The organism is Bartonella sp. HY038 (assembly GCF_014117425.1).
Classification (GTDB): Bacteria; Pseudomonadota; Alphaproteobacteria; order Rhizobiales; family Rhizobiaceae; genus HY038.
Window position 1 is genome coordinate 2,867,140 of record NZ_CP059725.1, and the last position, 14,950, is coordinate 2,882,089.

13 protein-coding genes are annotated in these 14,950 nt (G+C 39.2%); 7 read left to right on the forward strand and 6 right to left on the reverse strand.

Annotated elements, in window-relative coordinates; genetic code table 11:
- The first annotated feature begins 154 nt into the window (after nucleotides 1-154).
- Nucleotides 155-2,437: a molybdopterin-dependent oxidoreductase gene (locus tag H3299_RS12405; protein ID WP_182417958.1), complete on the forward strand. Its 2,283-nt coding sequence runs from the start codon at nucleotides 155-157 to the stop codon at nucleotides 2,435-2,437.
- 53 nt (nucleotides 2,438-2,490) lie between these two features.
- On the opposite strand, the gene H3299_RS12410 is transcribed toward H3299_RS12405, so the two are convergent.
- The 3 genes from H3299_RS12410 to H3299_RS12420 all read right to left on the reverse strand — a co-directional run bounded on the left by H3299_RS12410 (nucleotide 2,491) and on the right by H3299_RS12420 (nucleotide 8,130).
- On the reverse strand, nucleotides 2,491-4,965 hold the full coding sequence (locus H3299_RS12410; RefSeq protein WP_182417959.1) for a TIGR02302 family protein: 2,475 nt from the start codon (nucleotides 4,963-4,965) through the stop codon (nucleotides 2,491-2,493).
- A 177-nt stretch (nucleotides 4,966-5,142) separates the two neighbouring features.
- Entirely contained in the window at nucleotides 5,143-5,751 is a 609-nt protein-coding gene (locus H3299_RS12415; protein ID WP_182417960.1) for a glutathione S-transferase family protein, read from the reverse strand.
- 168 nt (nucleotides 5,752-5,919) lie between these two features.
- Complete coding sequence (locus H3299_RS12420) at nucleotides 5,920-8,130, reverse strand: TonB-dependent siderophore receptor (protein WP_182417961.1); 2,211 nt, start codon at nucleotides 8,128-8,130, stop codon at nucleotides 5,920-5,922.
- Nucleotides 8,131-8,427: 297 nt separating this feature from the next.
- On the opposite strand from H3299_RS12420, the gene H3299_RS12425 reads away from it, so the two are divergent.
- From H3299_RS12425 to H3299_RS12445, 5 genes are all read left to right on the forward strand, one after another.
- Nucleotides 8,428-9,474 (forward strand): ABC transporter substrate-binding protein, encoded by a 1,047-nt coding sequence (locus H3299_RS12425; protein ID WP_182417962.1) that lies wholly within the window; start codon nucleotides 8,428-8,430, stop codon nucleotides 9,472-9,474.
- Complete coding sequence (locus tag H3299_RS12430) at nucleotides 9,471-10,466, forward strand: iron ABC transporter permease (RefSeq protein WP_182417963.1); 996 nt, start codon at nucleotides 9,471-9,473, stop codon at nucleotides 10,464-10,466. Before H3299_RS12425 ends, H3299_RS12430 begins: the two co-directional genes overlap by 4 nt.
- Nucleotides 10,467-11,258: an ABC transporter ATP-binding protein gene (locus H3299_RS12435; RefSeq protein ID WP_182417964.1), complete on the forward strand. Its 792-nt coding sequence runs from the start codon at nucleotides 10,467-10,469 to the stop codon at nucleotides 11,256-11,258.
- A 210-nt stretch (nucleotides 11,259-11,468) separates the two neighbouring features.
- Nucleotides 11,469-11,849, forward strand: a complete 381-nt coding sequence (locus tag H3299_RS12440; RefSeq protein WP_182417965.1) for a hypothetical protein — start codon at nucleotides 11,469-11,471, stop codon at nucleotides 11,847-11,849.
- A gap of 27 nt (nucleotides 11,850-11,876) precedes the next feature.
- Nucleotides 11,877-12,614: a hypothetical protein gene (locus H3299_RS12445; protein WP_182417966.1), complete on the forward strand. Its 738-nt coding sequence runs from the start codon at nucleotides 11,877-11,879 to the stop codon at nucleotides 12,612-12,614.
- Between the two features lie 90 nt (nucleotides 12,615-12,704).
- On the opposite strand, the gene H3299_RS12450 is transcribed toward H3299_RS12445, so the two are convergent.
- The 3 genes from H3299_RS12450 to H3299_RS12460 all read right to left on the reverse strand — a co-directional run bounded on the left by H3299_RS12450 (nucleotide 12,705) and on the right by H3299_RS12460 (nucleotide 14,283).
- Nucleotides 12,705-13,010: a hypothetical protein gene (locus tag H3299_RS12450; protein WP_182417967.1), complete on the reverse strand. Its 306-nt coding sequence runs from the start codon at nucleotides 13,008-13,010 to the stop codon at nucleotides 12,705-12,707.
- A 390-nt stretch (nucleotides 13,011-13,400) separates the two neighbouring features.
- Nucleotides 13,401-13,862: a hypothetical protein gene (locus tag H3299_RS12455; RefSeq protein WP_182417968.1), complete on the reverse strand. Its 462-nt coding sequence runs from the start codon at nucleotides 13,860-13,862 to the stop codon at nucleotides 13,401-13,403.
- A gap of 13 nt (nucleotides 13,863-13,875) precedes the next feature.
- Entirely contained in the window at nucleotides 13,876-14,283 is a 408-nt protein-coding gene (locus H3299_RS12460) for a hypothetical protein (protein ID WP_182417969.1), read from the reverse strand.
- Between the two features lie 232 nt (nucleotides 14,284-14,515).
- Between H3299_RS12460 and H3299_RS12465 the strand changes: the two genes are divergently transcribed.
- The gene (locus tag H3299_RS12465; RefSeq protein ID WP_182417970.1) at nucleotides 14,516-14,941 is read left to right on the forward strand and encodes a hypothetical protein; all 426 of its coding nucleotides are present in this window, start codon (nucleotides 14,516-14,518) and stop codon (nucleotides 14,939-14,941) included.
- Nucleotides 14,942-14,950: the final 9 nt, after the last annotated feature.

A 14,950-nucleotide genomic window follows, 5' to 3' on the forward strand; every position in this document is an offset into this window, starting at 1 on the left:
GTCATTAATACCGCTAAATTAAGCATTACTTATATTAAATTATCAACGATTCGATCTTTTTCAAGATAAGCAATCATTGAACTTAACCCCGCATTATAATATCACTCTTTACGTGATCGAAGGTTAAAGCATAAATGCTTGCAAGGATGGGTAAATGGAAAACCGCAAATATTTTCTAACCACCCATTGGGGCATTTATCAACATGATCATGCAACCCTTTTCCCCTTCCATAAAGATATCCAACCGGCAAGCTTTGGCACCGATTACCCACAATACCGCCTTGCACCTTGCCGCATTTTAAAACCAGCCATTCGCAAATCCTATCTTGAATATGGACCAGAAGCAAAAATTGGCACACGCGGCCAAGATGAATTTATTGAAGTAGAGATGGATTTTGCTCTTGATCTTGCAGCTCAAGAAATTGCCCGTATTAAACAAATTTATGGCAATGAGGCAATTTATAGCGGCTCCTATGGTTGGTCAAGCGCCGGACGCTTTCACCATGCCCAAAGCCAATTAAAACGCTTTTTCAATCTTGCTGGCGGTTCGGTTCGCTCAATCCAAACTTATAGCTATGGCGCTGGCGAAACAATTTTACCCCATATTATCGGTGGTCTTAGTGGCTTAGTCGCCAATCATACCAGTTATGACGATATTTTAGATGAAGCCGAACTTGTTTTAATGTTTGGCGGTACACCAATTCGCAATGCACAGGTTAACTCTGGTGGACTATTTAGTCATAACACCCATAGCCATTTGCAAAAACTATGCCAAAAGGGCATTGACCTTATTTCTATTTCGCCCATTAAAAGCGATAGCGATATTCAAACCCAATGGCTTTCTTTGCGCCCTAATAGCGACACGGCTTTGTTATTGGCTTTATGCCACCACGTCCTCGTCAATCATCGAGTTAATTATAATTTCATCAATCAATACACAACTGGCTTTGATCATTTTGTTGATTATCTTCATGGCAAAAATGACGGTATCATTAAAGATCATCTTTGGGCAGCGGGCATCACTGACATTAATGCCGATATAATTTTATCCTTGGGCAAACAGATAATTGACAAAAAAACATTCATCATGGTCGCATGGTCGTTGCAACGTGCCGATCATGGCGAGCAAGTCTATTGGGCAACAATTGCTCTAAGTGCTATGCTAGGCAATATCGGAAAAAAAGGACAAGGTTTTGGCTTTGGCTATTCTTCAGCCGGCAATATCGGCATGAATGGCCCCAAAGTTGCTCTACCATCATTACCGCAAGGGGTAAATCCGATCAAAGACGCAATCCCCGTTGCCCGCATTGCCGATATGCTGCTTAACCCCAATGCCAATTATCAATTTAACGGCCAAACCAAAAATTATCCTGATATAAAACTCGTCTATTGGATTGGCGGCAATCCTTTCCATCATCATCAAGATTTAAATCGTCTGGTTAATGCTTGGCAAAAGCCACAAACAATCATCACCCATGAACATTGGTGGAACGCCCATGCCCGCCATGCCGATATTGTATTTCCAGCCGCCACGTTTCTAGAACGTGACGATATAGCAAGTGCCAGCAATGATAGTTTCTTAACTTATGCCAAAGCCTTAAGCCAGCCACCGCAAGGCGTCACAACCGATCATGAGATATTAAAACAACTTGCTCAACGATTAGGTTTTGAAGAACAATTTACCGCTAAACGTAGCGAAGCGGATTGGCTATATTGGCTATATCAGCAAAGCTGCCAAATTTTTCAGCATCAACATATTAATTTGCCCAATTATCGCACATTTCAAGACATTGGCTATCTTGAACTTCCTAAAAGGCAAATAAAGCCACTATTGAGCGAATTTCGTCAATCCCCTGATGAAAACCGTTTATGGACACCATCAGGACGAATAGAAATTTATTCAAAAGCCATTGCAGCTTTTAACTATCAAGACTGCCCCCCCCATCCAACCTGGCTACCACCAAGTGAATGGCTCGGATCAGATAAAACAAAGAGTTTTCCGCTTCACCTTCTTACCTGCCAACCTAGCGACAAACTCCACAGCCAGTGGGATCATGCAGCACAACCACAAGCGACCAAACAGCATGGCCGTCAGCCAATCCTTATCCATGAAGATGATGCAAAACAGCGAAATATAAAAGAAAATGATCTGGTGCGCGTTTTTAACGAGCGCGGTGCCTGCCTTGCAATAGCAAAACCTAGCCAAGATATAAAACAAGGTGTCACACAAATGGCAACAGGGGCTTGGTTTAATCCATGGCAAGATGAAAACGGTAACAAGCTTGAGCTAAATGGCAATCCCAATGTCTTGACACAAGATCACGGAACATCAACGCTCACCCAAGCCACCAGTGCCAATTCCTGCCTTGTCGAGGTCGAAAAATATCACGGCATAGCACCTAAGGCCAATATTTATGAACCACCTCAATTCGGCTAAATACATTATCTAATATAATTGGTGTTTAATTCTTAGCTTAACACAAATGGGCATCAATCAAAATTTAGCAAGCGTTCAAGATATTGGCGTTCCATTTCTGGGGTGAGATTGCCAAGGCGTTTCCTAATTTCATCCAAGATGCGGCGGGCTTTTTGAATATCGCTTTCACTTGGAATTGCATTATCACCATGCTGATTTTGCTCGCCGCCCATCTCACGCCCCAATGGATCAATCTTGCGATCATCATTGGGTGTGCCTTCACCTTTTTCCTTCAAGGCTTCACGCATTTCAGCCATCATTTCCTGCGCGCCATTACGCATTGCATCAAGGGCATCGGCTTGGCTTTGGGTTGACGATTCGCCATCTTCATTATCTAGCGCTTCTTGCGATTGTTCCATCGCTTGCCCTGCATCATCAAGACCTTCGCCTTGTTTCATGCCTTGCTTTTTTAAATCCTCTTGCAGATTTTTTAAATCACTGGATAATTCTTGTTGGCGCTTTTTCAAATCATCAAGATCTTTAGCAAAATCCTCATCAGATTTTTCACCACGCTGATGTTCGCCAGTCATCTTATTAGTATCATTAAGCATTTCTTGTTGGCGGCGCATTAAATCCGATAATTTATCGATATTTTTCTGCATTTCTTGCTTTGCGCTATCTTTATTCTCGCCCTTACCACTACCGCTGCCCCCCTCACTTTGGGTGACTTGCATATTATCCATCATTTTTTCAAGTTCAGATAATAATTGCTCTGCCGCAGCACGATTTCCAGTTTTGGCAAGGTCTTCAAGCTCCTTTAACTTCTTTTGCAATTCATCTTCACTCAAGTCCTGCATTTGCTGGCCGGGCTGTTGTTGCAATTTTTGGCCACTTTGCGCAAGCTCATCCATATAAGCGGACATGGCGTTTTTCAACTCAGCCATTAAACGCTCAATCTCGTCTTGACTTGCGCCATTACGCAAAGCATCGCGCAAGGCTTGCTGTGCAGCTTTTAGTCTTTGTGCTGCTGCGCTTAAGCTGCCACCTTCAACTCCAACGGCAATATCCCATAAATAGTCGGCAATATTGCGAAATTCTTCATCATTATTAGCACCGGCAAGGCGGCGCTTAACACTCGCAAGGGTTATCACCGTTGTGGCATTCTTAATTGTATCTTTTGGACGAATTTGCACGGCATAAAGCATATCAAGAATATGATCTTTATTGGCTGTATCTGCAATCAATAGGCCGCGCTGCTCAATCAAAGCGCGGGCAAGTGGATTGCCAAAACTGCGTTGCGGCAAAACCAACTCCTTAGGCTCACTTGATGCAAGGTTACCTGCTGCATCTTGTGCATGCAAGGTCATATAAACCTTAGCGCCGGCCCAAGGATTTGCGGCAAAATCTTTCGATGTACGAGTAATTCCCTTACCATTGCGTGGCAATGTTAAAGTAATATCAGGCACTGGAAAAAGCTGGTGCCCTTTAGATAATGGGATCTCGCCATCATCATCCTTTGCGAGTTCCATCGTTGCCCAAGCTTTAACCGCACCATAATCATCATCAATTTTATAGCTTAAATCAAGCAAACCATTAATTGCCCTTTTGGGATCACCTTCCCAGCTGATGCGCGGGGATTGGTCGGCAATTGCATTAAAATTCCAACTTAAATCCGTATGCGGGCCAGTCAAGGAAAGCGTAACCGCTTTGGTTAATTTGACATCATAAGCCATAACATCGCTATTATCATCGGCCTTAGCTGCAATGTCTTCACTTTTAAGCGTATTGTCACCATCATGCCAATTAGCAGTAAGTTTTAAGCGCGTATCAGCACTGCTAATACGCAAATTAACAATACTATTGACTGGCACATCAAACTGTCCGTCCGTTTTGGAAGATGTATTATTTTCAATTAAATAAATCGGAGCGCGCCCTGTATATTCAGGCGGCGCAACCCACGCATCAACGCGCATATTGGACCAGTCGGCATGTTTGCCAAAATAAAATGCATCATCAATGCGCCCTGAGGATGGGCTAAAACTATAGGCAAAAGCAATAGCAAAACTTAAAATAATAATCGAGCGCAAACCATAGGGATCTTGGCGCGGAATATTGGGCGATGGGTAGCCACTTTGTAAATTATTTAAGGATTTAACCAAGCGTTGGCGATGTGCTTGCCACAATATTTTAGCAACTTCATCACTGGTTGGCGGTAGCGCATCATATTGCGCAAGAATTGGCTGAAACTTTAAGCCACTTGCTTTTTCAATTCGGTTATCAACATCACTACGAGTGGGTGATCTGAAATCCAACAATTTCAGCAAACACCAAAACAGTAAACATGCAAAAACCAATAGCAAGCCAATTTGCGTTAAACCGGAAGCCATTTTAAAAATGCCAAACCATGAAAGCGCAAAAAAGCTCAAAACCACTAAAATAACCGGCAAGACCAACGGCCATAAACGCTCGAAAATCAAAATAGCAAAGGTCAGCCGACGCACACGCGCCAGTTTTGCTTGCCAATTGTGATTTTCAACTTCTATGGTCATAATTCCATCCGTTTGGCATGATTTTGCCATGCAATATAGCAAAGAGGTGTCATAATCAGTCTTTATACAAGTTTTTGTCTTAAGTTTGATTTAAAAAGACAATCATCCTGTTTTTATTTTAAAATTATATTCATCATACCATATACTTATTATGGAATAATTTTCTCAATAATAAAATTAACAATAAGGATATTGTTTAAAAATATCCAACATTTCTGCCCTTTGCCAATGTTGGTTAAGTGCTGGATAGCTTTGTTTGGTAATCAAATCCGGCACGGTATTATAAGAAAAATTCAAAGCAATGGCGGTTGTTATATCACTTTGCATAATTTCCTCACCATGAAGCCAAGGTGTCGATATTTTCTGATATTCTTGCTCTAAAAGAGAAAAAGCACTCAGCATTTGTTCTATTATTCGCGCTAGCCAATTTGGAGAGCGTTCACTTATAGGACGCTTTTCTTCATATTCAATTTGGACGCTTTTATCACTAGCTGCTAAAGCAAGCCCAATAATCCTCAACTCTAGCGCAAGATTATCTTTTGGTAAAAGGCTACGTTGCTTTTGTGTTTGCGCTTCAAGATATTGAATAATTAAAGTTGAATCCATTAAAACTATATCGTCATCACTCACAAAAGAAGGCGATTTCAATACAGGATTATAAGTTGAAAACTCTGGAATATCCCGAAAGACCGAAAGGTTCTTGCGCTCAAATTCAAGCCCCATAAAGGCCGCAGAAATTGCAACACGGCGCACATAAGGTGAGTCTAATTGCCCAATCAAAATCATATTATCTCTTCCCCTTTTTAGGTTCTTTATGTTTTTATTTAAACATTTTGATACACAAAAAATCTAGAGTATTTATTCAAAATTGAAAACCAATTTTTCGTCTAGAAACAAAAAAAGCGCTGGCCTAAAATGTTAGACCAGCGCTTTATATTTTCGTAAACTTTCAGCTTAAAAAGTAAAACGGCCACTTAAAAAAAATGTTCGTCCAGCCTCTGGATAACCAGCTTCAACTTCATAATTTTCATCGCTAATATTTCTCACCCCTGCGAGCAAGCTTGCATTATCCGTAAAGCTATATTCGGCAGAAATATTGCCGATAACATAACCATCAGCTTTGCGATAAATATTTTGGATTGCGCTGCGTGAATAACGCCAAGAAGCAATTTCGATGCTAGGTGAAATGGTGAGCTTTTCAATCGGCGTCCATTTACCATAAATGAAAGCTTGATGTTGCGGCTTACCCGTCACCAATGTTTCGCTTTCATTCGGCGACGTGATCTTGCCCTTCAAATAGCTATAATTTCCACCAAAAAGTAGGTTTTCATTAATTTGCCATTCAGCCTTTAATTCAATGCCGTAATATCGAGCTTTACCAACATTGCGACTTTGTGCCATTTCACGGCCATCGCTGTTCATAACGCCAAGATAGACAGAATCAATCATATCCTCAACATTGTTGTAAAACACTGCAGTGCTTACCTCAAGATCAGAGGTTACAAAGTCTGACCAGCCAATTTCATAATTTGTTGCGCGTTCCGCTTTCACCCACGGATTTGGAACAGCCGCGCCAAAGCGACTTGAAAAACGTTCTTTAATAGTTGGAAAGCGTGTGCGGCTAGAAACGCTGGCATGCCACTCTGCAGTAGTGGTTAGGCGATAAATTGCTGCCATTTGCCAGTTTATTGCATCATCATCAGAAAGTTCAAAATGCCCAATATCACGAGTCCCTTTAATGAGATATTCAGCATTTTTTAAATCACGATAATCATAGCTAATACCACCAACTAAGTCGAGCTTATCCGTGGCATGAAAAGTATTTTCAACCGCGATTGAAAAAATATTTTCATCTTGCCCCGTTACCGGATCATATATAGCGGTTGGCTTAGAAGGCTGGTTGATATTATGCTCTTCATGCTCATCACGGCGAAAATGGAAAGCAGCTTTTAAATCATTGCGTTCAAATAGCTTGGTACCAGCTTCCATGCTCATACCATAGCTTTTGTCATGATAGGTTGAGCGAAAAGCCTTGCCCTTAAACTGGCTATTAAAGTGATAGTCATCATAGGCTGCAATGGTATTGTCAAATTCAGCATAGAAAAACCGCGTATTGAGATAAGTATGCTCGCCAAATTCAGTGTGGCTTGACAATGATATGGTTTCAACATCCCATTGCGGCCAATTCCAATTGGCTTGGTAACCAAGACCTTTAGGCGGTTTGGTTGTTAAACCATCAACAGGCGCAAAAATTGAATAGGGCGAATCCTTGTGGCCTTCTTGCTTGGTATAATTAATCGTATATTCATCGGTTTCATTTGGCGTAAAGCCAATTTTCAAATTACCGCGCCAATCCCTTGATGATGAAAAATCACGACGGCCACCATTTTCAATAATACTATTGCCAATAACCACTGGATCAAAATGGCGGGAGAGAAAAAAGCCATCATTATCGCTATAAACACCACTTGCTTGTACATAATAAGTGTCTTGCTTACTGCCAACATAACCATAGGTGGTATAATTGGCAACCCTACCTGTATTGCCAAATTCAACAGTGGGACGAAATTCAACTTCCAAGGCTTTTTCTGGGCGGCGGGTCACCAGATTGACAGCACCGCCCATGCCACCAGGGCCATTCAGTACCGATACATAGCCCTTTTGCACCTGTATTTGTGATAAATCAGGTGTCAAAAATCGATTAATATCAAGGCCATTATCATAGGGCAGATAAATTTGGACGCCGTCAACCATCAACGGCGCCTGATTCATATCAAAACCACGAATATAATAGCGGTTTTCATTGCGCCGCCCACCAGAACTATGAACTATAACACCAGGTGTCACTTTAAGTGCATCGCCCAAAGTGTTGCGGTTATAAACGCGAATATCTTCTGATGTAACAGTGCTTTCAGAAACCGATAAACCGCTCGTAGCAGCATTGGCTCTTGCGCCAAAAACTGTAATTGTACCAAGGGTGAAGACACCTGCATTATTATCATCAGTACGGTTTTGATTTTCTAAACTGCTTGGTGACGATGACGCATTTTGGTCTTGCCCTTCAACTGGCGCGGAAAATGCGGCTTGCGATAAGGTCAAAAACGATACGGCGGCAAAAAGCATAGCCTTTATGAGGCTATGCAGTGTTTTTTGGTTGTCTTTCATTTCCAAGACCCCTCAAGGAAAAATATGATTAAGAAATATACGATTAAAGTGCACAATGCGCCAAAAAAGTTTGCAAAAAACCACCCCTTGCATGTCAGTATATTAGACATGAACAAAGGTGATATTTTTTCTATTTAACCTTAATGGCTACTTGAATTATAAATCGTTATGTAGTTTACCTATATACCGTAATGTTTTTTAGAGCTAGTGTAAATAGTATTTTTTTCTAATGCATAAAGTTTTGCAAAAAACTCTGTTCAAAAAAACGAGCTCATAGTGGAAATAAAGGTCTGTGCAATGGTCTTACTGCGTTATTTATTCATAATCTTAATATTAGTTCCAAGCTTTGCAAAAGCGTCTGAAATAATTGATGCAACAGGCACAGTTGTAAAAATACCAGACCAAATCGCCAAGGTCGCCCCCGCAGGGCCGCCAGCCAGTGTTTTCCTTTATACGCTTGCACCAGATTTAATGATGGGTTGGCCAAGCGAAATTGGTGAAAAGCGCCGCGAATTTTTAGGGCAACGAGCCGTTGACATGCCGGTCATTGGCTCTCTTGGCGGACGGGTTGGCAGTGAAGCCAATATTGAACGTTTTTTATTGGCAAAACCTGATGTCATTATTGATTTAGGAAATGTTGGCACGGTTGACCTTGAACTTGCCCAAATGGTGCGTAAGCGCACTAATATTCCCTATATCCTGTTTGATGGCAGTTTAGACAATTTCCCGAAAGCCTATCGAGAGATTGGAAAAGCAATCAATAAACCAGATGAAGGTGAAAAACGCGCGCTGTGGCTTGAAAACCATATGAAAGCGGTAAAAACCGCAATAGATCAGATCCCGCAGGATAAGCGTCCGCGTATTTATTATGCCCGTGGTGTCGATGGTAAAGAAACGGGGCGCAGCGGTTCTATCCATGCAGAAGTGATTGAACGCGCTGGCGCGATCAATGCAGTTGATGCTAATATTGGTAGCCAAGGCATATTACAATTATCCATGGATCACATTTTAGCTCTTGATCCTGATATTATCATTGCTTCAAATCCAAAATTTATGGAAACTATCGCCAGCGATCCCTTATGGCAGCACTTGCGTGCGGTTAAAAACAACAAGGTTTATCTTGCCCCATCCATGCCTTATAGTTGGATTGATGTTCCCCCTTCAGTCAATCGCGCCATTGGCGTCATTTGGCTCACCCATATTCTTTATCCAGAAAACTATGATGTGGATATCAAAGCCACCGCTGGTGAATTTTATGACCTATTTTATCATATCACGCTTGATGATAAGGCATTTGATGACCTCATGATTAGCACTCAACCGCAAAAAACTGGTTCTCAATGAAAATCAAACTTTTGCAATGGATAGGGCTGCCGTTATTTTTAATTGCTGTTATTCTCATCAATTTAAAAATTGGCGCCTATCCAATATCAGCATCAACATTTTTACAATGGTTAGAATGGCGTATTTTTGGCGGTGAGCGACCCAATGATACGATAATCAGTATCATTGAAAATATTAGAGCGCCGCGAATTTTTGCCGCGATTTTGATTGGCGGCGCATTTTCTTGTGCCGGCGCTGCCTATCAAAGCATTTTTCGAAATCCCCTTGTTTCACCAGATATATTGGCGGTTTCTTCAGGCGCAGCTTTTGGCGCATGTTTAGCCATTGTTGCCTCGTTAAGCCTATTTGCCATTCAGGTCGGTGCTTTTTTGGGCGGTATTGGTGCTGTTGCTATCGTTCTTCTCATTGCTCGACTTGTACCACGGCGCGATGTCACTTTGGTGCTCGTTTTGGCTGGTATTGTTGTTGGCGGCCTGTTTGGTGCAGGCGTATCGCTTTTAAAAATTATTGGTGACCCTTATGAAAAACTACCGATTATCACCTTTTGGTTGTTAGGAAGTTTAAGCCGGGTAGAGCTTGATAATATTTTGCTATTAGCACCATTTTTTATCATTGGTATTACTATATTAATTGCCATGCGTTTTCGCATTGATGTCATGACCCTTGGTGAAGAAGAGGCTAAAACAATCGGCATTAACACAGGACAAATCCGCCTTACCACTATTCTTTGCGCCACTTTACTCACCTCAATTGCCGTTTCAATTGCTGGTATTATTGGCTGGGTTGGTCTTGTTGTTCCCCATATTAGCCGCATGATTGTTGGCCCAAGTTTTGGGCGTGTTGGTCCAACATCAGCTATTATTGGTGCAATATTTTTACTCTTTGTTGATAGCTGCGCCCGCTCACTTGCCGCAACTGAAATCCCGCTTGGCATTTTAACCGCCATTATTGGTGCGCCAATTTTCATTTGGCTGTTAATCAAAGGAAAATAAATGCAAACTTTGATCAGCGTTCAAAACCTTACTATTGGTTATCATCGCAAAATGATCTGCCAAAATATTGATTTTTCAATCAAGCAAGGCAGCGTCCTTTGTATTCTTGGTGCTAATGGCGAGGGTAAAAGCACTTTACTCAAAACCTTACTTGGCCTATTGCCTCCCTTATCAGGGAAAATTTTCCTTAACTCTTGCGAAATTAGCAGCTTAAATTTGCAAGAACGCGCCAAAGTCCTTTCCTATGTGCCGCAAAATATGCAAATCGGCTTTGCTTTTAGTGTTTTGCAAATGGTAACCATGGGAAAAGCTGGGCAAATGAGCGTTTTTGCCCACCCCAACCAGAGGGATGAGCAACAAGCCCGCACTATTCTTGATCAATTAAATATCTTGCATCTTGCCAACCAAGACTATGCCAGCTTGAGCGGCGGGCAACGACAACTTGTTTTAATCGCCCGCGCATTAATGCAAAATGCCCAAGCAATCATATTGGACGAGCCAACCGCAAGTCTTGATTTTTACAATCAATCCCATGTCATCCAGCTACTTGGCGCGTTAAAACACCAAGGACGCACAATCATTTTTACAACCCATCATCCAGACCAAGCCTTTGACATTGCTGATGATGTTTTAATGATCAAGGATAATAATATGCTGTGTTGCGGTAAAACCCATGATGTCATGAACGAAACAATGCTAACCAATCTTTATAAAGCACCTATCGGCATTATTGAAGTTGAAGGTAAAAAAATAAGCTTTATCAAAAATAACCATCAAATAAACCAACGATAAAACCTTGAAATTTCATCTTAAACGAAAATCTTATATTTAAAGTTTTTTAAAATCGCAAAAATCGCAGCTCTTCTTCATCAATTAAGTTGAAATTCTCTTTAATTATTTTACCGTTATAAATAAGCAATACCACCGCTTCCATCAATTAAATCGAACTTAGTTTAAATTTTGTATAATGTATTACGACTAATAAAAGGGGAGAAAAGAAAGATGCAATTTCAATTTCCAGAATTTAAATTAGAAATTGATACCCTTGAAGATCAATTAAAACAGCATAATGAAAAATTGTGGAAAATATCATATTTAGATCCATGGTGGGATTACCAACAAGTTATTATAAATATTGTACTATATAATAAAATTGATGTTTATAAATGTTATGATAAATTTTACGAGCTATATTTAAAACATGATGGACTTAATAAATTTATTAAACTAAATTTAAATTTCTGGGTCAAAAATCAAAATGATTATTACCAATTTCGTTTTTTATCATTGAAACGCTTTTTAAATAAAGAAACGTTAGAGGGAACATTGGACAGTAATCTTTATGAAATAATCCCCAATAATGAAATGCCAAAACTTTACTAAAGGACAAAGCCCCTAATAGGATAAGATATGTTTGGTTTTATTAAAAATATATTTCAAGGATCAAAGGCGGATGATAAGCACATCCAATTAATCGATAAGACAGCCGCTATTTTGCATGAACACTGGAATAGTATTGGCAAAATGGATGATGGCATTGTGTCATTAATCGTACAGGGCGAACCTTGGCCAACAGTTGTGCAAAGTTTTGCTTTTGTGCGCCGCACCAACAGCATTATTGTTTCCAGTAATGGGCTATCATGGCCGCAATCAAGTAAGGCGAAAACGAGCGGTTTCGGTTTTGAAGTGTTTTTGGAAACCAATTCCATCGCCCCTGAATATCTTAGCCATGATGGCAATAAAAATGGTTTGCAATATAGTTTTGCCTATAGTGTTGTTGTTAGCACCGCCGATGTTGCTGCACAAAATCCAAACCTTGCTGATATGGTTGAGCAATATGGTGCGGTTTCTATTGAATATCCAGACTTTCAAAGCGCTGAAGTTGCAAACCAAGTCCCATCACGCTTTGTCTTGGATAATGGTAATCTTGGTATTCTTATCGGTGCACCGCAGCCCAACTTTTCAACCACACTCGCTATGCCCTGCGGCCCTATTCGCTTGTTAGCAATCACATTGCTTACCGCTAAGGAACTGGCCTATATTCAAGAACACGGCGTAAATGGCCGCCTTGCTATTCTTGAAAACCTTACTGCCTTACCTTATGAGCAACGCATCAGCCTTGATCGTCCGGATGTTACGCCACAATAAAACTATTATGAGATTATATTAGACGATTTTAACCCATTATCCCAAAATACCAAGCATTTACGATGATGGGTTAAACAACGTTCCTATATTTTAGTACTCTCTCCTCTTAAATATTATAGTTCCAATTATTTGGATATCCTTGTATGCTCTATCATCAAACATTACATTTTCAGAAATTTTATCAACATATTCATTTATTCTTATATCATCTGCTAAATAAGAAGAAATTTCGCCTCCGGAATCCAAGTCATAATCAGAAACCATTCTATCTGTATAAATATTATATTTTAATTCTCTTTTATTAGGGCAAAATACGATAGATATTATTCTTATATTGTTATAAATTTCACCAAAAGTTGCTTCAACGCACAATCGAAAAAGTCTATCTGATAACATATATTTATCTTTTTTAATAGAGATTATGTAGCTACATAATGCATTCATTAAAATCTAACCAAGAAAAACGGCCTTGTCGCAAATATTTTTACGCTAGAATTTAATTCTCAAATAACTGGTAAAACTTTTAATATTTCCCGTTTCAGTCTCTAAAATTGAGTAATTTGATGCTTTGGCGTATTATTTAGACGGGTAATATTGCCATTATATGAAATATTATTCTAATTTTTACAGTCTTAAAAAAGTTTGCAACATGGCCAATAATCATAATTATGATTGGAATAACGGCCCATCAATGTAGAACATCATCGTGATAAACTATGATTCTTAAAAAACGTTGGCTATATCATATTGATAATAATCATTGCCCGCGTTTTTGTTCTTCGTTTCCTAATCTAATCGCAGTCCCCACTTTCTTTCATCAAATAGATCCGTTTTTGGATCATAATGCGAAAAATAATTTTTATTTAAGCGGTCAAATTTTTGCGGCTTTTTAGCGCCCAGATAATCAACGACATCAAAATTAAAATAAAAATTATCGCAGCTTATAAGCTGTTGAGCACCATCAAGAGCGGTAAAAATAAACTCGGGTACAGGGCGAAACTCGTTTTGAAGATTAATTTTTAAAAAATCACTATTGGTGTTGAAACTCCACTCGACCGAACAATTGGAATGACAATAATCATTTGAAAAAAACTCGCAAATATGATGCTTTTGAAAATCATCACTAATTGCTAAAAGTAGATTAGTTGAACACCACTCATATATTTTGATGCGCAAAATCTGATTAGGCCAACGTTCACGCAAATAGCCCATGATGGTTTGCGCTGTATGATTATCAATTTCCATCATAAAATTCCGATACTTAAAACAATTTACTAACTATACGCTCGCAGGGCTTTAAATTCTCACGTTCATAATAAAAAACCATATGAGAATTAAAATCTAAACTTTTTCCAATAAACCTTAAGAGAATACCCGTATCTGAGAGTATTTCTAAACGTATAAAATCCTGTTTATTTTTTTGAAATTTGAAAATGCGTAAATAATCCAGATTAAAGTCCGCTGACCACATGGCTTCGCAATGAATCAATTCAACACCGTCCATAATAAATTCGCAATTATGATAATAGCAAAAATCACTACTGATGGCGATTATTAGCTTATTTTCAGCATATTCATAAATATCAAAAAAAAGCGGAAATCCTAATGAAATAATTTCAAAAATCTTAGCTTTATATTTTTCCTCAAGTTCATAATCGCGATTTTCCATAACTTACCTTTCCTAGACAAATATAAACGCAGTTTATGAAAAAAATCAAACCATGATGATAATACTTTATCAAAAAAGACAAATATTGGTTCATTAAAATAAATACAGAACCTAGAGCATCGTAATAAAAAATCATTTATATTTGAAGTCTTATTGGTGCCATCAAGTTTTAGCATATTTTACTTTAATTTTTTCACAAAAAACAAATGAATAGAAGTTTTAAGGCATTACAATGGTAGATTTTATCGCTCATAAGGGAGTAAATACCCTTATAAATATGCAGATTGATGGCTCTTACGCTTTTGTTGATAATGGCGATCATTATACGCTGCACACCCATAAAGATCCTAAACATTGGTCTTTAATCTATTATCCTCAAAGCCCCGATTTTAAAAAAATTAAAGATATTTATCCGCAAGACAATATGTTTAATGAAATAAAATGCGCCTTTGAAAGCAGAAAATTTGCCCCTGTAGCGCAAAATCCACAACATTCAACTTTGTCTGAGATAAGTTTTTTTCGGGATTTGAATTTTAGTTACATAGAGGGAGCAAACAGAGCTATAGAAGACAATTCATGCCTAAGAAAATTACACGTCTATGTAATTTTTGAGCTAAGATTGGGATCAAGTTTACGATATAGATTTACAGAGAACTAATATTAAACA

Coding starts and splice junctions, on each gene's coding strand:
- H3299_RS12405 (WP_182417958.1), top strand. CDS start 155: ATGGAAAACCGCAAATATTTTCTAACCACCCATTGGGGCATTTATCAA.
- H3299_RS12410 (WP_182417959.1), bottom strand. CDS start 4,965: ATGACCATAGAAGTTGAAAATCACAATTGGCAAGCAAAACTGGCGCGT.
- H3299_RS12415 (WP_182417960.1), bottom strand. CDS start 5,751: ATGATTTTGATTGGGCAATTAGACTCACCTTATGTGCGCCGTGTTGCA.
- H3299_RS12420 (WP_182417961.1), bottom strand. CDS start 8,130: ATGAAAGACAACCAAAAAACACTGCATAGCCTCATAAAGGCTATGCTT.
- H3299_RS12425 (WP_182417962.1), top strand. CDS start 8,428: ATGGTCTTACTGCGTTATTTATTCATAATCTTAATATTAGTTCCAAGC.
- H3299_RS12430 (WP_182417963.1), top strand. CDS start 9,471: ATGAAAATCAAACTTTTGCAATGGATAGGGCTGCCGTTATTTTTAATT.
- H3299_RS12435 (WP_182417964.1), top strand. CDS start 10,467: ATGCAAACTTTGATCAGCGTTCAAAACCTTACTATTGGTTATCATCGC.
- H3299_RS12440 (WP_182417965.1), top strand. CDS start 11,469: ATGCAATTTCAATTTCCAGAATTTAAATTAGAAATTGATACCCTTGAA.
- H3299_RS12445 (WP_182417966.1), top strand. CDS start 11,877: ATGTTTGGTTTTATTAAAAATATATTTCAAGGATCAAAGGCGGATGAT.
- H3299_RS12450 (WP_182417967.1), bottom strand. CDS start 13,010: ATGTTATCAGATAGACTTTTTCGATTGTGCGTTGAAGCAACTTTTGGT.
- H3299_RS12455 (WP_182417968.1), bottom strand. CDS start 13,862: ATGATGGAAATTGATAATCATACAGCGCAAACCATCATGGGCTATTTG.
- H3299_RS12460 (WP_182417969.1), bottom strand. CDS start 14,283: ATGGAAAATCGCGATTATGAACTTGAGGAAAAATATAAAGCTAAGATT.
- H3299_RS12465 (WP_182417970.1), top strand. CDS start 14,516: ATGGTAGATTTTATCGCTCATAAGGGAGTAAATACCCTTATAAATATG.